This is a genomic window from Streptomyces sp. SID14515 (genome assembly GCF_010548505.1).
Classification (GTDB): Bacteria; Actinomycetota; Actinomycetes; order Streptomycetales; family Streptomycetaceae; genus Streptomyces; species Streptomyces caviscabies.
On the sequence record NZ_JAAGMH010000144.1, the window covers coordinates 260,027 to 274,412 of the forward strand.

General features: G+C 69.0%; 30 protein-coding genes. 5 read left to right on the forward strand and 25 right to left on the reverse strand.

What is annotated here, in order from left to right:
* Positions 1-15 precede the first annotated feature (15 nt).
* Positions 16-1,707, forward strand: a complete 1,692-nt coding sequence (locus G3I54_RS36145; RefSeq protein WP_164621111.1) for a hypothetical protein — start codon at positions 16-18, stop codon at positions 1,705-1,707.
* On the opposite strand, the gene G3I54_RS39175 is transcribed toward G3I54_RS36145, so the two are convergent.
* From G3I54_RS39175 to G3I54_RS36210, 14 genes are all read right to left on the reverse strand, one after another.
* Positions 1,704-1,871: a hypothetical protein gene (locus G3I54_RS39175; RefSeq protein ID WP_203687680.1), complete on the reverse strand. Its 168-nt coding sequence runs from the start codon at positions 1,869-1,871 to the stop codon at positions 1,704-1,706. The genes G3I54_RS36145 and G3I54_RS39175 overlap by 4 nt on opposite strands.
* Positions 1,872-1,972: 101 nt before the next feature.
* On the reverse strand, positions 1,973-2,125 hold the full coding sequence (locus G3I54_RS36150; protein ID WP_164621114.1) for a hypothetical protein: 153 nt from the start codon (positions 2,123-2,125) through the stop codon (positions 1,973-1,975).
* Positions 2,122-2,337 carry a hypothetical protein gene (locus G3I54_RS36155; RefSeq protein ID WP_164621116.1) on the reverse strand — a complete coding sequence of 72 codons (216 nt, stop codon included), beginning with the start codon at positions 2,335-2,337 and terminating at the stop codon, positions 2,122-2,124. The genes G3I54_RS36150 and G3I54_RS36155 overlap by 4 nt, the downstream gene beginning before the upstream one ends.
* Positions 2,334-2,561: a hypothetical protein gene (locus G3I54_RS36160; protein ID WP_164621118.1), complete on the reverse strand. Its 228-nt coding sequence runs from the start codon at positions 2,559-2,561 to the stop codon at positions 2,334-2,336. Before G3I54_RS36160 ends, G3I54_RS36155 begins: the two co-directional genes overlap by 4 nt.
* A gap of 51 nt (positions 2,562-2,612) precedes the next feature.
* Positions 2,613-3,059, reverse strand: coding sequence for a Pycsar system effector family protein (locus tag G3I54_RS36165; RefSeq protein WP_164621120.1), 447 nt, complete (start codon positions 3,057-3,059; stop codon positions 2,613-2,615).
* A gap of 50 nt (positions 3,060-3,109) precedes the next feature.
* On the reverse strand, positions 3,110-3,352 hold the full coding sequence (locus tag G3I54_RS36170; protein ID WP_164621122.1) for a hypothetical protein: 243 nt from the start codon (positions 3,350-3,352) through the stop codon (positions 3,110-3,112).
* 24 nt (positions 3,353-3,376) lie between these two features.
* Positions 3,377-3,616, reverse strand: coding sequence for a hypothetical protein (locus G3I54_RS36175; RefSeq protein WP_164621124.1), 240 nt, complete (start codon positions 3,614-3,616; stop codon positions 3,377-3,379).
* On the reverse strand, positions 3,613-3,897 hold the full coding sequence (locus tag G3I54_RS36180) for a hypothetical protein (RefSeq protein WP_164621126.1): 285 nt from the start codon (positions 3,895-3,897) through the stop codon (positions 3,613-3,615). The genes G3I54_RS36175 and G3I54_RS36180 overlap by 4 nt, the downstream gene beginning before the upstream one ends.
* Positions 3,898-3,901: 4 nt before the next feature.
* Positions 3,902-4,147: a hypothetical protein gene (locus G3I54_RS36185; RefSeq protein WP_164620937.1), complete on the reverse strand. Its 246-nt coding sequence runs from the start codon at positions 4,145-4,147 to the stop codon at positions 3,902-3,904.
* Positions 4,144-4,314 (reverse strand): hypothetical protein, encoded by a 171-nt coding sequence (locus tag G3I54_RS36190; protein ID WP_164621127.1) that lies wholly within the window; start codon positions 4,312-4,314, stop codon positions 4,144-4,146. The genes G3I54_RS36185 and G3I54_RS36190 overlap by 4 nt, the downstream gene beginning before the upstream one ends.
* A gap of 114 nt (positions 4,315-4,428) precedes the next feature.
* Entirely contained in the window at positions 4,429-4,989 is a 561-nt protein-coding gene (locus G3I54_RS36195; protein WP_164621128.1) for a hypothetical protein, read from the reverse strand.
* Between the two features lie 25 nt (positions 4,990-5,014).
* The gene (locus G3I54_RS36200; RefSeq protein ID WP_164621130.1) at positions 5,015-5,344 is read right to left on the reverse strand and encodes a hypothetical protein; all 330 of its coding nucleotides are present in this window, start codon (positions 5,342-5,344) and stop codon (positions 5,015-5,017) included.
* 29 nt (positions 5,345-5,373) lie between these two features.
* A complete protein-coding gene (locus tag G3I54_RS36205) occupies positions 5,374-5,652 on the reverse strand; it encodes a hypothetical protein (protein WP_164621132.1) in 279 nt (92 codons plus the stop codon).
* 9 nt (positions 5,653-5,661) lie between these two features.
* Positions 5,662-6,000, reverse strand: a complete 339-nt coding sequence (locus tag G3I54_RS36210) for a hypothetical protein (RefSeq protein WP_164621134.1) — start codon at positions 5,998-6,000, stop codon at positions 5,662-5,664.
* Between the two features lie 160 nt (positions 6,001-6,160).
* Between G3I54_RS36210 and G3I54_RS36215 the strand changes: the two genes are divergently transcribed.
* The 4 genes from G3I54_RS36215 to G3I54_RS36230 are packed head-to-tail and all read left to right on the forward strand — an operon-like array spanning position 6,161 to position 7,437.
* Entirely contained in the window at positions 6,161-6,424 is a 264-nt protein-coding gene (locus G3I54_RS36215; protein ID WP_164621136.1) for a hypothetical protein, read from the forward strand.
* Positions 6,421-6,915 (forward strand): DUF6221 family protein, encoded by a 495-nt coding sequence (locus G3I54_RS36220; RefSeq protein WP_164621138.1) that lies wholly within the window; start codon positions 6,421-6,423, stop codon positions 6,913-6,915. The genes G3I54_RS36215 and G3I54_RS36220 overlap by 4 nt, the downstream gene beginning before the upstream one ends.
* Positions 6,912-7,178: a hypothetical protein gene (locus G3I54_RS36225; protein ID WP_103512916.1), complete on the forward strand. Its 267-nt coding sequence runs from the start codon at positions 6,912-6,914 to the stop codon at positions 7,176-7,178. The genes G3I54_RS36220 and G3I54_RS36225 overlap by 4 nt, the downstream gene beginning before the upstream one ends.
* Positions 7,179-7,230: 52 nt before the next feature.
* Positions 7,231-7,437, forward strand: a complete 207-nt coding sequence (locus tag G3I54_RS36230) for a hypothetical protein (RefSeq protein ID WP_164621140.1) — start codon at positions 7,231-7,233, stop codon at positions 7,435-7,437.
* A gap of 17 nt (positions 7,438-7,454) precedes the next feature.
* Here G3I54_RS36230 and G3I54_RS36235 read toward each other — a convergent pair whose 3' ends face one another.
* From G3I54_RS36235 to G3I54_RS36285, 11 genes are all read right to left on the reverse strand, one after another.
* On the reverse strand, positions 7,455-7,640 hold the full coding sequence (locus G3I54_RS36235; RefSeq protein WP_164621142.1) for a hypothetical protein: 186 nt from the start codon (positions 7,638-7,640) through the stop codon (positions 7,455-7,457).
* 15 nt (positions 7,641-7,655) lie between these two features.
* Complete coding sequence (locus G3I54_RS36240; RefSeq protein ID WP_164621144.1) at positions 7,656-8,129, reverse strand: hypothetical protein; 474 nt, start codon at positions 8,127-8,129, stop codon at positions 7,656-7,658.
* A 10-nt stretch (positions 8,130-8,139) separates the two neighbouring features.
* A complete protein-coding gene (locus tag G3I54_RS36245) occupies positions 8,140-8,571 on the reverse strand; it encodes a hypothetical protein (protein WP_164621146.1) in 432 nt (143 codons plus the stop codon).
* 190 nt (positions 8,572-8,761) lie between these two features.
* A complete protein-coding gene (traB, locus tag G3I54_RS36250; RefSeq protein ID WP_164621148.1) occupies positions 8,762-10,759 on the reverse strand; it encodes a plasmid transfer protein TraB in 1,998 nt (665 codons plus the stop codon).
* 30 nt (positions 10,760-10,789) lie between these two features.
* Positions 10,790-11,314, reverse strand: coding sequence for a plasmid transfer protein TraA (traA, locus tag G3I54_RS36255; RefSeq protein WP_164621150.1), 525 nt, complete (start codon positions 11,312-11,314; stop codon positions 10,790-10,792).
* Complete coding sequence (locus tag G3I54_RS36260; protein ID WP_164621152.1) at positions 11,311-12,702, reverse strand: MFS transporter; 1,392 nt, start codon at positions 12,700-12,702, stop codon at positions 11,311-11,313. The genes traA and G3I54_RS36260 overlap by 4 nt, the downstream gene beginning before the upstream one ends.
* A 40-nt stretch (positions 12,703-12,742) precedes the next feature.
* Positions 12,743-13,021 (reverse strand): hypothetical protein, encoded by a 279-nt coding sequence (locus tag G3I54_RS36265; protein ID WP_164621154.1) that lies wholly within the window; start codon positions 13,019-13,021, stop codon positions 12,743-12,745.
* A 17-nt stretch (positions 13,022-13,038) separates the two neighbouring features.
* Positions 13,039-13,275 carry a hypothetical protein gene (locus G3I54_RS36270; RefSeq protein ID WP_164621156.1) on the reverse strand — a complete coding sequence of 79 codons (237 nt, stop codon included), beginning with the start codon at positions 13,273-13,275 and terminating at the stop codon, positions 13,039-13,041.
* 75 nt (positions 13,276-13,350) lie between these two features.
* The gene (locus G3I54_RS36275) at positions 13,351-13,743 is read right to left on the reverse strand and encodes a DUF3307 domain-containing protein (protein WP_164621158.1); all 393 of its coding nucleotides are present in this window, start codon (positions 13,741-13,743) and stop codon (positions 13,351-13,353) included.
* 11 nt (positions 13,744-13,754) lie between these two features.
* Positions 13,755-13,922: a hypothetical protein gene (locus G3I54_RS36280; RefSeq protein ID WP_164621160.1), complete on the reverse strand. Its 168-nt coding sequence runs from the start codon at positions 13,920-13,922 to the stop codon at positions 13,755-13,757.
* 89 nt (positions 13,923-14,011) lie between these two features.
* On the reverse strand, positions 14,012-14,374 hold the full coding sequence (locus G3I54_RS36285) for a hypothetical protein (protein WP_164621162.1): 363 nt from the start codon (positions 14,372-14,374) through the stop codon (positions 14,012-14,014).
* Positions 14,375-14,386 lie beyond the last annotated feature (12 nt).

The following is a 14,386-nucleotide window of genomic DNA, read 5'->3' on the forward strand; positions in this document are numbered from 1 at the left end:
CCGAAAGGACTCGTCATGCCGCTGCCTCCGTCCGGGAACACCCCGTGGCCGCCGTCGAAGCTGGAGATTCCGCACGCCGACATGGACATGTGGCGGGCCTGGTACGCCGGCGACACCGGGCACTTGGCCCAGGTGTACGGGGGGCCGGCGTCGTACACGCGGAACGGCATCGCGCGCGCGTTCTTCGATGTGGACAGGCGCCGTGCGGTGGGTGGTGACGAGCTGCGCATGTTTTGGGGGCAGGAGCCGTCACCGGGCCAGCAGGCGGCGAAGCTGCATGTGCCGATCGGCGGGGACATTGCGGAGATGTCCGCAAACCTCCTGTGGGCTGAGGTGCCGCAGGTGACCGTCGATGGGGACTCGACGGACAAGGCCACGGCCGCGTCGACGCAGGCGCAGATCGGCCGGTACCTCGACGACCGGGGTCATGCGAAGATGCGAGAGGCCGCCGAGCTGACGGCCGGCCTGTCGAACGTGTACCTGCGGGCGGTGTGGGACACGTCGCTGCGCCCGCGCCCGTGGTCGGACGTAATCCAGGCGAACGCGGTGGTCCCGGAGTGGCGGTGGGGGATGTTGGCGGCGGCGACGGTGTGGCGGGAGCTGGAGCCGCTGGATGACGCTGGTGGGGTGTGGCGGCTGTTGGAGTATCACACCCCTGGGTTGATCGAGTACGGGGTGTACAAGGGCGACCACGCGACGCTCGGCATGCTGATGGACTTCGCGGACCACCATGAGTCCGAGTTCCTGGCGAGCCGAACTGACGACAAGGGTCGCCAGGCGACGGGCATCGACCGGCTGCTCATCACGCACCTGCCGAACGTCCTCCCGAACCGGGTGTGGGACGGGGTGCCGGACACGGCGCCGCTTGGCCGCAGCGACTACGCGGGCATCGAGCCGATGATGGACGGCCTGGACGAGGCCTGGTCGTCATGGATGCGGGACCTACGGTTGGGCAAGGCACGGGTGGTGGTCCCGCAGGAGATGCTCGACACCGACGGCCCGGGTTCTGGTTCGTCGTTCGATCTGGACAAGGAGCTGCTCGTCTCCCTGAGCGGGTTCCTGGGTGACGAGAAGTCCATGAAGGACTCGATCACCGAGATTCAGTTCGCGATCCGTGTCGACGACCATGAACGGACTGCGAAGGCGTTGCGCCGCCAGATTCTGGCGTCGGCCGGCTACTCCGCCCAGTCATACGGCGAGGAGGGCTCGGTGGCGGTGACCGCTACCGAGGTCGCGGCTCGCAAGGAAGAGTCGTTGACGACCCGCGGTCTGAAGATCCTCTACCAGCGGCCGGCGCTGCTGGAGCACCTGACGACCCTGATGTGGGTGGACGTGACGCACTGCCGCGCGAAGGGTGTGGATCCGGCGGCGGAGTTGACGGCGTCGTGGCCGCAGGCGGTTCAGCCGGACCCGGAGGCGACGGCTCGGTCGTTGTCGTTGTTGGAGTCGGCGGGGGCGATCTCCACCTACATGAAGGTGAAGATGCGGGAGCCGTCGTGGGATGAGGCGGAGGTGTTGGCGGAGGTGCGACGCATCCGGGACGACAAGGCGGCGGTTCCTGCCGGGGATCCGTTCAACACGGGCGGCGGTGAGCCGAACGAGGAGGAGCCGGACGGCGAGGTCGAGCCGGGCTTCGACGAGGGCCAGTCGGAGGACCCGGACGAAGAGCCGGTGGGCGGGGGCTCGCGGCCTGCGTTGGCGGCCTAGCGGCGACGGATGCCGCGCCGTGCGGGGAGCCGCCGGTAACGGGTGATCTTCCCGCCCTTGGTGGCGTGGGCTTTCTGGCGGGCGTAGCGGCGGAGCCTGGGGTTGGCGAAGAAGTAGCGCCATTGGGCTCGGCTCTTGAATCCGGTGTGCTGTCGGCCTGGCATGGTCACCTCCGTGGTCTGCCTGGAGTGTTCCCGCTGACGTACCGCACACAACGCCTCGGGCCCGCCTGATGGTTCAGGACGGGCCCAGGGTGGGGGTGGCGCTAGTCGGCGATGTAGTCCCGACCGTCGACGGTGACGTCGCCCTTGTAGGCGACGGCTGCGTCCTCGATCTCCTGCCGGAGGGTGTCGAGGTCGGCCTCGGCGAGGTTGACGGCGGTCACGGTGATCGTGACGGCGTAGCGGGTGTCGCTCACGTGTCCTCCAGGACGTATCCGGTGCGGCGGGGTGTGCCGTTCTTCGTGGTCGGACTGGCGTGGAGGCTGTGGAGCATGATCCGGTTGAGTAGCGGGCGACCGTTGGTCGCCTCAACGGCTCGGGCGCTGAAGGGGCCGACGTCGACGATGCGGATGCGCCACCCCTTGTCGCTCGGCTTCACGCTGCGGTAGGTCTGTCCGGGCTGGATCATCGCGGGGGCTCCTGGGTCCACTTGCGGAGGTTGTCGGCGGCGGTCTCGTAGATCGCCTGGTAGTCGGCGCGGGCGGTCTGCCAGTTGTCGATGGATGACGCGGCGCCAAGTTCGGTGAGGCCACCTTGACTGGCGGCGGCCAGGGCCCGGATGGCTGCGTCGCGTGGCATGTCGCCTGCATCGGCGGCGCGGCCGAAGAACTCGATGTCGTCGACGATGGGCATGGGTTCTCCTCGGGTTGTGGGCCGCCGCGCCTGGCGTGGCGGCCGGCTGGGTTATCGGGTGAGGATGGCGGCGGCGATCGCGACGACCGCGACGAGGGTGATGTCGCCGGCGAGTCGGAGCCGCCGCATCTTCTGGAGGGCGATCGTGGACAGGGCGGCAAGGTGGGCGGGGCGCCGGTCTGCGGCCAATGCTTCTGCGATGGCGGCGGGGTCGGCTTCGGCGAAGTACCCGTAGGACGTGCGGTCGTTGATCTGCCCGCCGTTGAGTCGGGGGCGGATGACGAGGAGCGCCAGGATCACCGACCCGACCAGGGCGATAGCGCCGACTACGGCCAGGGTGAGGGAGAGGCCATGCATGTCGGTGCCGGACAGGCTGAGGGCGGCGACGAGGAGCCCGTCGAGGGTGAGGAGTAAACCCGCTTTGGTGTCGGTGCGGGCGAGGTCGGCGGTGGTGTGGGCGATAGTGGCGTCGAGGTTGCGGTCGGTGCGGTCGGTCATGGGTTCCTCCGGTGTGGGCTGCCGTGCCGTACACAGCGGCCCAGGGGCGGTCAGGTGGTGGGGTGGATTTGCTGCTCGCAGTTGGCGCAGAGCGGGTGGTCGCCGGGTCGGGCCCCGTAGGTGCCGCACTTCTCGCACTCGATGGCCCGGTGGTACGGCAGATCGGGGGCCAGCTCAACGAGCCGGTGTACGAGCTCACCGACTTCGTGTTCGTCTGCCAGGTGCCCATATAGGTCGTATTCGTCGACCTCGGTCGGGCAGTCCTCAATGGGGCAGCGAAGTAGATCGCTCATGTTGGTCTCCGTAATGAGTTCAGGTCACCCGGCAGCAGGGGCGGGGGTGGTGGGCTCGGGAGGCAGCCCTGCGGCGCTGCGGATGGCGGCGAGTAGGTGCAGGACATCGTCTTCGCCGCCGTCGACGGGCAGTTGGACGGCGGAGATCATGCCGCGAGATCGGATTCGGATGGTAGCGACCCGCAGTCCGTCGGTGAGGTCTGCGGTGACGGTGAGTTCGTCGCCGTCCATGTCGACGTAGCGGTACAGGGGGTTCTGGGTCACCGTGTGGGCTCCTCGGGCGTTCGGGTGGTGGGCCAGGCGGCAAGGAGGTCTCGGCCGCAGTCGCGGTAGACGCAGATCCCGCCGTCGTCGAGGTCATCCGCGCCGACCTCGTGGAAGTCGGCATACCGGGATGCGGGGACGGGCTTGTGGGCGAGGCAGTGCAGGAGCCGCCCCTGGTTCTGCCGGTAGCCGACAACATCAGTCCCCGCGACCCTGGCGATCTCCCCGTCGGAGGCGAGTTCCGTCGCGCCCGCCCAGGTGGTCTCATCTCGTGCACTCACCGGTCTACTCCTCGTTGTCGTTGTCGATGCGCTGGTGTTCCCCTGACAGGCAGAGGACGCAGAACTTGGTGTCGGGCCCGGAGTGCCGGATCCGCTCCGTGCGGGCTGACCGTCGGGCGCGCATCCGGCCCTTGATCTGTTCCTGGGTGGGCCGGACCCACTGGTGGAGGCCAGCCTCGTCGGTGTACTGCCAGCCGTGCGGGCGGTCGATGCCGCACAGCTGGCAGCCCATGGGGTTCGGGGCGGTCACTGCTGGTCGCCGCCGGTCGGGTAGTTCACGGCACACATCAGGTCCTGCCTGGCGTGGGCGCATTCGCCGGAGAGGCAGCGCCGGGACCGGTAGCGGACGCACCGGTTGGGTTCGTGGTCGCAACGGTTGTTGCGGCACTCGGCGGGCAGGTGCGGGTACTCGTTCATGTCAGTCCTCGTTGTCGTTGTCATAGTCCCGCTCCCACCATTCGCGGTCGCGGCGTTTCACCTCGGCCAGGGTGTCCTCCCACGGCGGCAACGGGGCCGGGGCCGGCGGCGGGGTCACGGGGTGGCCTCGAACTCCGAGCAGTCACAGGTGGGTACGGCGCTCCACGTCCCGTTCCGCTGCTGCGTGCGAGGCAGGGTCGCCCAGCAGCTCGTCTCGCTGTGGTGGTGGTCCAAGCCGGTGTGGCCGCAGATGCACAGGGCATCCCGGGGCGGAAGGGGCTGCGACCGGTAGGCGGGCTCGGACTGCGCGGCGGCCATCTGCTTGTTGAACTCACAGGCGGCGCACGGCTTCGCGTACTCATACCCGGCCCCGCACACCTGGCAGTCCTGGAACCGGGCGGGCTTCAACGTCTCCAGTTCGGCAACCCGGGCGAGGAGCTGCTTTGCGGTGGATCGTTGGGCGGCGATCTGATGGTGCAACTGGGCGTTCACGTCGTCCAGCTCGGCAACCTGGTCGGCCGCCTCGGACAGAGCCTTCCGCAGCCGGTCGATCTCTCCGAGCAGTGCGGCAAGGTGCCCGCTGATCACGGGGGCGACGCGGTCGGACATCAACTCCAGCAGATCCAGGGTGCGGATCTCCTGCTCGCGGTCCGGGGCCATCGGGGTGTCGGTCATCGGGTTCTCCTTCGGCGTGGGTCGTTCAGTTCCAGAAGTCGGCGGGCAGCGGTGTGAGCGCGTCAACCCCCGGAGCGTTGTCTCTCCAGCTCCACGCGTGGTGTCGCCAGTCGCCGACCTCGTCGGACCAGTGGAGGATCGAGACGCCGAGGACGGTCTTGAGTGCAGGTCCGATTCGGCTGACGAAGCTGACCTGCTCACCGGTCGCGGCACGTTCCGCAGCCGCCCGAGCCGCGGCATAGGCGGTGTCCTCGTCCGGGTGCGTCTCGGCCATGGAGAACCCGGAGCCCTCGTACAGGACACGCCAGCGAACTCCATCGGCTGGTGCGGGATACAGCGGGCGGGTGTCAGTCATCGGGGTCCTTCCGGAGGCAGAGCGGGAGTTCATCGGCCGAGTTCGAGTGCAGTGACGACCGGGTGGGGTTCCAAGGAGATCCAGTCGCAGCCACCCTCGATGCGAATCGCCCCGTCGTCGTCCTGGCGGGCGTCGTCGATCGTGAACCGCTCGTGCAACTGCTGGGCCCGTGCGGTCAGAGCGCCGCGTGCAAGGTCGCGGTCGAGGTAGACGCCGACGATCGTGCCGCCTTCGTGCATCTCACCCTCGGAGAGGATCCACACCGTCGGGACTGACGGCTGCTGCTGCTTGATGTCGGGCAGGTTCATCAGGGTCTCCTAGGCGGCGAGGGCGAGCTTGGCGGCGGCGAGGCGGTAAGCGGCCTTGCGGGGCCGGTAGATCGCGGCGATGAGCGCGACGGCGGCCCGGGTGTAGCGGGTGCAGACCCGGGCAGCGCCCTTGCGGAAGGTGCGGCCGATCGTGCCGGTGACTCCGGCCTTGGTGGCGTTCTTCCGGAGGGAGCCGGCGACCGACTGGGCTTCGCGGGGCGTGAGGCCGGCGGCCAAGCAGTGGGTGGCGAGGGTGCCGACTCCGGTGCGGCGGATTCGTGCGGCGGCCCGGTTGGCGGTCTGGCGTGCGCGGAGTGTGGCGCGGCGGGTGCGGTTGCTGGCGATCACGAGTCCCCCTCGGGTGGTGCTGTGCGGCTTGGCGATGACTCCAACATATAGGCCAACATGTTGCCCATGCAAGAGGCCAACAGATTGGCCATCATGATTCTTTAGTCAGGGCAACCGGGTGGCCTTATCGGTGGCCAACAAATGTGGGACCATGACCCCTATGGCCACCGACTACGCCCCCGACGAAGAAGCCACCCGGCTCTACGCCCGCTACAAGCGCGCCCGCGAAGCCGAAGCCGAGCTCAAGGACCCTGTCCGGGAGCAGGCGGCAGCCGACCTCAAGGCCGGGGCGACCGTCAGACAGCTGGCGAAGCTCACCGGCCTCACCCCTGAGTACTTCCGGCGCATCGCCCGCGCCGAGGGAGTGGAGCGCCTCCGTCCGCCCACCGTCGGCAAGCTCAAGCCCGAGGGGAGCCCCTCATGACCGCCGCCTTGGTGGCCTTCCTCAAGGCCCGGCTCGAAGACGACGAGTGGGTGGCGCGGGGCTCTGGCCAGCCGAGCCTGTCGTGGCAGAACTTCGACATGGACGGCGAGCTGCGCGACGACGCGAACGCGGGCACCGTGGCAATGGTGCCGCGCGAGGAAACACGCGCCCACTTTGCCCGCCAGGACCCGGCCCACACCCTGCGGGAAGTCGACGCCAAGCACCAGCTGCTTGACGCCGTGCTCGCCGACCGCCACCACGTGAGCGCCGACCAATACGAGACGTGCCCCCGCGCCACAGCAGCCGACGGGCTCGACGAGACCACCCTCGCAGCGCTGGACGCGCTCAACGCAGAGCGCCGCCACGAGGATGGCGTCGAGCCGGAGTGCTGGGAGTCCTGCGGCCGGGACGCCCGGGTCCGCCGCACCCTGGAACTCCTCGCCCTCCCGTACATCGACCACCCCGGATACGAGGAGGCGTTGCGGCCGTGAGTGACCCGACTGTTCTGTACGACGTGACCGAGCAGGTTCGTGACGCGCTGACCTCGGCCCCGCTGATCGGCTGGACCGGTGACCGGCACTATGACATTGCCGCCACCCACGCCGCGAGCACCGCTTTGTATGAGGTCGCGGACATTCTGCGGGAGCGCGCCGAGGTGTACGCCGCCGACGGCAAGCACGAGGCCGCGCGGGCCCTGCTCGACGAAGCCGACCGGCTGGCCGACCGGGAACGGACTCGACCGGACTGCCCGTAGCGCTTCACCGGTTCCGCCACCACCACCCCTGCTCCCCCGGCAGACTGTGGTCATGGCGAGGTTCACGGTCCACGGCTGCACCCAGGACGAATGCCAGCAGGCGTTGGACGAGCTGAGCCGGCTCCTGGACGTGACCGTGACGCTGCCACCGACGGACCGGCTGGGCGGGGCGTGGATCGCCCGCGCTACACGAAAGGCCCCGGACCAGACGGTCGGGGGCCTTTCGTGCGCTAGCCGGGTCAGGCCGCTGCGGCCTTGAAGCCGCCCCTCTGCAGGCTATCGGTTGAAGGTCTGATTGATCTCGCCGGCCATGTCGCCGTTGATGACGGTGACGCCGGTGTTGTTGCCACTGAAGGTCGGGGCGTTGTTCTGGGTGCTGGTGTCGATGTTGATCGGGCCGGTGGTGCCTGCCTGGATGACGGTGTCGGCAGTGGAGTCGGTGACGTTATTGTTGGTGTTCATCTGATCCTCCTGAGGTCAGGTGCTGGTGGTGTTCCGATTGTTGGCGATGACGCCGCGGGTGGTGCTCGTGACGGTGCGGGTGTCCTGGTGAACGGCGCCGTGGTAGTGCTGGACGACCGGATGCACGGCCTGGTTGGCGTCTTTGACCTTCGCGACGAGCCGGGCCACGGCCAACGCGACGGCGGCCGGCGAGCCGAGGATGATGCCGAGGGTCAGCGGGTCGACCTGGCCGACGATCCACAGGGCCCCACCGATCGGCAGCGAGGCGACGGACACGGCCTTGAGGACACCGCTGGCGTCGGTCGCCCACTGCGACATCGGGGGCTGCCCCGGCTGCGGAACCGGCGGCGTCGGGCCGACCACGGGGAGCGGGGTAGTGTCCCGGTGGTAGGTGGCCTGCTCGATGTCCCGGATAGCGGCAAGAAGCCGTTCGGCGTTGTCACGGATAGGGTCGGGCTGCCCGGCGACGGGCTGCTCAGGCAGCTGCATGAAGGGGCTCCTAGTTGATGCGGAAGGTGTCGATGCGGCGGGTTTCGTGGAGCACCCCGGCATCGACGAGGTCAGTGACGTGAGCGGCGATCCAGGTGCGGGACCGGCCGATGCGCGGTGCAGCTTCGGCGAGGTCTGCGGTCGTGATCCGAGTACGGCCGGCGGCGGCGTGCTCGTTGATGAGGCCATGGATGACTGCGGCGGCGCGTTCGGGGGTGGAGTGTCCGGGCCGGTTTTCGGCGAGGTCGTCGCGGAGGAACGCGAGGAGCCGCTGCTGCTGCCTGGCGGTGATGGGGTTGGTGGAGGTGAACGCCCAAGCGGGTGGGTAGCGGATTTCGAGGCGTGCGACGGGGGGTTCGGGGTCGTTATCGACGGTGGTCCAGGTGCGGAGTGCGGCGGCTAGGACTTTCGCTCGACCTCCGTCCGTTTCGGGGCTTTTCACGGGTTTGTCTCCTGTGTCAGGTTGGGGTATCACGGAGGGGCGGGTCACGCGCGCGCACGCGCATGACCTATAGAAATCGGCCCCCTGGAGGGCTTCTGACACCGGTTCTGACACCTTCGAGGTGTCAGAACCGGCGTCAGACGGTGTCACCGCAGGTCAGATGGGGTGTCAGCGCTGACACCTTCAGGTGTCAGACCTCAGCCGGGACCGGGTACAGCAGCCGGTAGACCCCCGGCTGATCCGTTTCTGACAGGTGAATCCCGCCATCTGACAGGTCCCCGAGGGCCCCTGACACCCACGATCGGGCCCTTCCGATGCGCGACCCCTTGCCGTAGGGGGCGAAGTCCTTCGGCCCGACGAACTCCCGGTCCTCCGCCCGGAAGTCGTCGAGCATCGCCATCAGAGCCTCCATGCCCGCCTCCGGTGTCTTCTCCTCAACGGGAGCCGGGGGCTGCCCGAACGACCAGGTCTCGGTCGGCGGGGCGATCTCCTGCTCGGCGTCGATGTCGGGCACGTACCCGTCGTCGTCGGGGTCGTCGCCGACCATGGCGTCGATCTCACGGTCGACCTGCTTTTCCAGCAACGCTTTCTCGGCCTGCTCGTTGTCGTCCTTGCTCATGAGGACGTTCTCCTGCCTGTCAGTGTCGTTGCTGGCCAGGGGGGTGTCAGCGTCATATCGGGTGCGGTTGGTGTAGGCGTCACCGGCTGCGGCGGCGGTGACGGGATCGATGGGGGTGCGGGGCAGGATCGAGAGCGCCCCGGTGATCTGGTCGTCGTCGATGAGGTAGGTGCGCAGCGGGGTGGCGTACCGGTCTTCGTCGACGCCGGGGGCGACGAGGTAGGCGTAGCCGGGCTTGCGGTTCTCCCACGCTTCGGGGCGGGCGCCGGCGTCGCGGACGTCGTCGGGGAGGGCCATGTCGGCGGTGGTGGAGCCCTTGACGCCGAAGCAGAGAACGCCGCCGAGCTGTTCGCGGACGTCGGTGGGCATGCTGGTCGCGGAGGGGCGCTGGAGGCTGATGATGACGCTGATCCCCGCCGAGCGGGCCTCCATGACGAGGCCTTCCATTTCGGTGCCGTTGCGGAAGAACTTCGCGGCCTCCTCGATCCACACGATGAGGTACGGCATGCCGAGCTGGTCGTGGGCCTGCGGGGTCCAGTTCTTGAAGCCGTGGCGGCCGAGCTCGTTGGCGCGAGCGGTGATGACCTGCGACAGGGCGTCGATCATCTCGTTCCCGCCCGCCTCGGTCATCTCTACCCAGTCCAGGTGCGGGAGGAAGGGGGCGAAGGTCTGCTGCCCCTTGGACGGATCGACCGCCCACACGATGGCGTCGCGGCGTGTCAGGGCTTCGGTGATGGCGACGGACTGGCCGGCGGACTTCCCGGAGCCGTTCATGCCCGCGGTGAGGAAGTGGGTGGCGTTCCGTCCTGGGCCGGCGGGGAACCACAGCCTCGCCTCCTCGCCGTCCTCGTAGATGCCAGGGACGACGGGCTCAGTGATACTGCCGCCCGGGTTGGACGGCCCAGGCCAGGGGGTGGGCTGCTTGAGTTCGTCCTTGGGGACGACGACGAGGGTGGCGCGGGCGGCGTCGTCGGGGTCGGGGATGACACGGATGCTGGTCGGGGACACTCCGAGTTCCCCGGCGATGTGCTTGATGCGGTTGCCCAGGTCGTCGGACGTGACCTGGCCGGCGGCGAGTTGGAGGGGTGCGGTGACCTTGTTGGGTTCGATCTTCGGTTTGCCGCGGAGGGCGACCTTGGCGTCACCGATGGCCTTGACGAGGACCCCGGTCTCGGCGTTGCCGCCGTCCTTCTGGGTGTCGACGTTGACGCGGAGGGCCTGGCGGATGTTCCAGCTGCCTGCGGCGACGGCACCGCCGATGACGAGGGTGGAGGTCAGGGCCGGGTCGAACGGGCCGACCGCGGTGCCGACGACGAGGTAGGAAGTGCCGAGTCCGGTGGACAGGGTGGCGTGGATACGCCGGCCGGGCCGGGTCCCTTCGCCTGCCCACCACGTTGCGGCGGTCAGGACACCCGCCGCGACGGTGAGGCCGATCGCGGCGGGCACGGAGTCGCCCCAGTAGTGGTGGGAGGCGAAGGTGGCGGGGACCCCGGCGGCGACTGTCAGCCAGGGCCTCATGCGGGGGTGTTTCAGGGCCTTCCACAGGTCGGCCTTCTGGCTGTCAGCCACGGGTGTTCTCCTGATCAGGTGGGTTGGGGGTTAGCGCCAGCCGAACTTGCTGGGCTGCTGCTGGGTGCGGCCCTTGCCGACTTTCCGCAGGTTCGACTCGAATTCGCGCTCGAACGTGGCGTACACGGCGGCGAAGTACTTCTGCTTCGCCTTCTCTGCCGCCGCGGCCTTCTTCAGCCACCGGGACACGCGGCGGGCCCGCATTCGGGATCCGCCGAGCGAACCGGTGGCGTCGGGGATGGTGCGCAGGACGGTCTGGAGGTGGTCGGCGTCCATGGCGAGTTCGGTGGCGCCGTCGCGGGACTTCTTCCGGTGGTGCTCGCAGAACGCGCGGATGTCCTCGTTGGACATGAAGTCGGAGCCGGGCACCTTGCCACCGGTGCCGCCTCCTCCGGGTCCTGTACCGCCGCCGGCGTTGCCGTTCACGACGGTCTTGTTCACGGACAGGCCGAGCGACGGGTTGAACCCTCCGCCGGTGCGGTTCTTCGAGTTGTTGACGCCTCCGGGATGGTGGCCGTTGGCGGGAGCGGTGCGCGGTCGGGGCGGGGTCGTCACTTGGTCTCCTCAGTGGTGATTCGGGCGGTCACGGAACGGCGTGCGGTGTCGGCTGCCGACACGGCGGCGGCACGGTGGTAGGGGGTCGTGTCGCCGGGCTGCCGGATGGGCGGGATCCCCCCGTTGGAGCGGCGACCGTCGGGGGCGCCGGGTTCCTTCTTCTGCCTGGGGGGCATTTGGGATTCGACCTGCGACGCAGCGTCGCCAACCGGGCGCTCCGAGGCGTCCTTCATGCGGGCCGCGGCGAGCCTGCTCTGCGCCTCGATCTCGGGCCGGATCCCGATGAGCTTGGTGCCCGTCACGCGGTGCCAGGCATCAGCCCAAATCTGCTCGGTCACCACCTGCGCTCCGCGGGCGGAACGGAAGGCTTCGGCGACGTCCCAGACGTCCTTGTGCTGGTCCCTCCGGCCGGCGTCCTTGCGCTGCTGTTCGGCGTCGAGTCGGGCCTGCTGCTCAGCCTTGTCGGCGGCGGCCTTCCCTTCGGCTGCATCCTTCTCGGCCTTCGCCTGCGCCTTGGCTGCATCCTCGGCTTCCCGGGCCTGGTTGGCGGCTCGCTGCTCCCGCCATGACGGCACCCCGTCGGCCTTCTGCGCGATGCCGTGCTCGTAGGCCATGAGGACAATCGGGCCGCCGACGGAGGCAATGGCGCCGATGATTCCGGCGTTCAGCCCGATGGTGGGGTCGTCGAGTCCGTGCCACAGGTTGATGCCGGCGGCAATCAGCGCACCGATCATGATGCCGACCCGGTAGGGAACAACATCGCGGCGGTGGGCAACCGCCCACGCTGCGCCGAACGCGAGGACGAGTGCGAGGCCTTCGAGGAGTGCGGGCGCGGCAACAAGGAAGGGGCGCTCCTTGTCCCAGAACGCAAGGAACTGAATAGGGGCGGCGATGATCAGGCCGACCGCGTAAATGCTGCGGGCGCCCCACTTCCAGATGGTTTCGGTCCGCTCCTGCTCCGCTTCCCGCGCCGCGGCCCGGTCGGCTTCCGCTTCGGACTGCTGGCGGGTCTTCAGCTCGGCGGCCTCAGCAGCGGCCTTCTGTGCGTCAAGTTCGGCGAGCCGCTTGGCGTGGGCCGCCTTGTCGGCTTCCAGCTTCATCGCGGCCCGCTCGTTGGCCAGGCGCTGCTTCTCGGCCTCGGCTTCGGCCTTGATGCGCACTGCCTCTGCCTCAGCGTCTGCCGCCTTACGGCGCGCTTCGGCCTCGGCGAAGGCACGGGCTCGGATCGCTTCGGCTTCGGCCTCGGCGATCAGATCCGGCTTCGGCTCACTGGCCACAGCGGGGTCGGGGGCGACGGGCTGCTCTATGGCTTTGGTGATGGCCTGCCACTCCCCGAGGACGGGCAGGGTGCGGGGGTGGCCGTTCACCTGGGGCGGGCTGGTCGTCACGACGGCTCGATGTCCTTCCTGGCGTAGTTGAAGTAGTGCTTCAGGCGGGCTGTTCGAGGGTGAAGCTGACGACCTCGACCCCGCCATTGGGCAGCAGGAGCTCGTCGGTGACCTGGCGGACGAAGTGGTCACGGACGAGGTCGCGCGGCGCAGCCGCGGCGAGGTCGAACTGCCCGAAAACACTGCGGGTGCGGGTGGTCTCGTAACCGGCGGCGTTACGAAACTCGGGCGGGGTGTGTTCCGGGATGTAGGTGCTCGGAAACTTGACGGTGAGGCTGTAGTCGTAGCGGCCGGGCTCGACGATGCGGTTGATGTTCATGTCGGTGTCCTTTCAGGTCAGACGGTGGTTGCGGTGCGTCGGGCGCGGTGGAATTCGTCGACGAACGCGTCGGTGATCCCGGCCCCGACGAACCCACTGACCGGCGGCCGGCCCAAACGCTGGGCGGCCCACAGTTCGAGGAAGATCAGCCGGGTGGCCGCGTAGTTGATCAGCGGCCGGGCGCAGCGGACGGTCAGAACCACCGCGCCCAACACGGCCATCACCAGCAGGGCCAGGAGACGGAGAGTCCACACCCGCACCCAGGCGGCAGTGCGCCGGAACCGTCCGGGCTTCGCAGTAATCAGGTACGGGTGCACAGCAGACTCCAGTCAGGCGGCAAGGGCCAGTGCGGCGAGGAAGATGGCGGTGATGTGCGCGGTCTGGTCGACGTGGGCGGCACCACCGTGCTGCGCCCACCCGGCCTGCCGGGCGAACGCCATCCACCGGGCAACAAGCCACCGGCGGTCGACGAACGCATGCGAACCGGCAACCCAGAGCAGGGCCACAGCAGCGGGCACCAACCCCACGTGCAAGTCGAGGACCGCCCACCCGACCAGCAGGGCCAGCCCGGAGAGCACCAGGTGTGTCCCGGCGTGGGACAAGTTCGCCCGCCACCCCGCCGCCCCGCAGCCCGCCTTGTGACCGGCCTGGTGATCCGTCTGAAACGGGTAGTCGGCGAGCAAATGGGCGACGTACAGCAGAACGAACAGGGTGGCGAACATGGCAGCTTCCTCTACTTGCCCTTGATGGACTGGCCAGACTGGAGGTAGCCCCGGGCACGCCGCATCTCGTCGCGGGTGAGGGACTCGGATACGACCTTCTTCGTGCCGGACTCGGTGCCGGTGACGATCGCGGCGGCGACGGCGGCCTGGGCGCACTGCTTGTCGGTCTTGCGGGCCATGGGGCTCTCCTTGGGTGTTGGGTCCGGGTGGTTCCCGGGCCACTCCGCCGCCACCAACACGGAGTTGGGGGCGACAGGGCGACCCGGGGTCAGGCTGGGCCGGTGGCAGAGTCGAGCCGTTCGAGGAGCGCCGCACCCTCGGCAGCCATCTCCCGGTACTCCTCGACCAGGTCGGGGATGCGGGTGAGGTAGGTGGCGGCACGGTTCACGAGGACGGTGCGCTCGGCGTCGCCGGTGGTATCGAGGGCGTCAGCCAGGTAGGTGACGGCGACGTCCAACTCCTCGGCGCCCTCGATGTCCGCCCACGTCGGGCCGAGACGTTCGACGACGGTGGCGAGCTGGGCGTTGAAGTCGGCCAGGGTGGTGGCCGGCTGCTCCTCGGCGACGAAAGCGATGTCGACGGCGTAGCGGGCGATCAGGCTGTCGACGGTGTGGGTCGTCGCGACGGCCATGAGCAAGTCCTT

Bases quoted from the DNA above. Each gene is read 5' to 3' on its own strand.
- G3I54_RS36145 (WP_164621111.1), top strand. From the start codon at position 16: ATGCCGCTGCCTCCGTCCGGGAACACCCCGTGGCCGCCGTCGAAGCTG.
- G3I54_RS39175 (WP_203687680.1), bottom strand. From the start codon at position 1,871: ATGCCAGGCCGACAGCACACCGGATTCAAGAGCCGAGCCCAATGGCGC.
- G3I54_RS36155 (WP_164621116.1), bottom strand. From the start codon at position 2,337: ATGATCCAGCCCGGACAGACCTACCGCAGCGTGAAGCCGAGCGACAAG.
- G3I54_RS36160 (WP_164621118.1), bottom strand. From the start codon at position 2,561: ATGCCCATCGTCGACGACATCGAGTTCTTCGGCCGCGCCGCCGATGCA.
- G3I54_RS36165 (WP_164621120.1), bottom strand. From the start codon at position 3,059: ATGACCGACCGCACCGACCGCAACCTCGACGCCACTATCGCCCACACC.
- G3I54_RS36170 (WP_164621122.1), bottom strand. From the start codon at position 3,352: ATGAGCGATCTACTTCGCTGCCCCATTGAGGACTGCCCGACCGAGGTC.
- G3I54_RS36190 (WP_164621127.1), bottom strand. From the start codon at position 4,314: ATGAACGAGTACCCGCACCTGCCCGCCGAGTGCCGCAACAACCGTTGC.
- G3I54_RS36195 (WP_164621128.1), bottom strand. From the start codon at position 4,989: ATGACCGACACCCCGATGGCCCCGGACCGCGAGCAGGAGATCCGCACC.
- G3I54_RS36200 (WP_164621130.1), bottom strand. From the start codon at position 5,344: ATGACTGACACCCGCCCGCTGTATCCCGCACCAGCCGATGGAGTTCGC.
- G3I54_RS36205 (WP_164621132.1), bottom strand. From the start codon at position 5,652: ATGAACCTGCCCGACATCAAGCAGCAGCAGCCGTCAGTCCCGACGGTG.
- G3I54_RS36215 (WP_164621136.1), top strand. From the start codon at position 6,161: ATGGCCACCGACTACGCCCCCGACGAAGAAGCCACCCGGCTCTACGCC.
- G3I54_RS36220 (WP_164621138.1), top strand. From the start codon at position 6,421: ATGACCGCCGCCTTGGTGGCCTTCCTCAAGGCCCGGCTCGAAGACGAC.
- G3I54_RS36230 (WP_164621140.1), top strand. From the start codon at position 7,231: ATGGCGAGGTTCACGGTCCACGGCTGCACCCAGGACGAATGCCAGCAG.
- G3I54_RS36235 (WP_164621142.1), bottom strand. From the start codon at position 7,640: ATGAACACCAACAATAACGTCACCGACTCCACTGCCGACACCGTCATC.
- G3I54_RS36240 (WP_164621144.1), bottom strand. From the start codon at position 8,129: ATGCAGCTGCCTGAGCAGCCCGTCGCCGGGCAGCCCGACCCTATCCGT.
- G3I54_RS36265 (WP_164621154.1), bottom strand. From the start codon at position 13,021: ATGAACATCAACCGCATCGTCGAGCCCGGCCGCTACGACTACAGCCTC.
- G3I54_RS36275 (WP_164621158.1), bottom strand. From the start codon at position 13,743: ATGTTCGCCACCCTGTTCGTTCTGCTGTACGTCGCCCATTTGCTCGCC.
- G3I54_RS36280 (WP_164621160.1), bottom strand. From the start codon at position 13,922: ATGGCCCGCAAGACCGACAAGCAGTGCGCCCAGGCCGCCGTCGCCGCC.
- G3I54_RS36285 (WP_164621162.1), bottom strand. From the start codon at position 14,374: ATGGCCGTCGCGACGACCCACACCGTCGACAGCCTGATCGCCCGCTAC.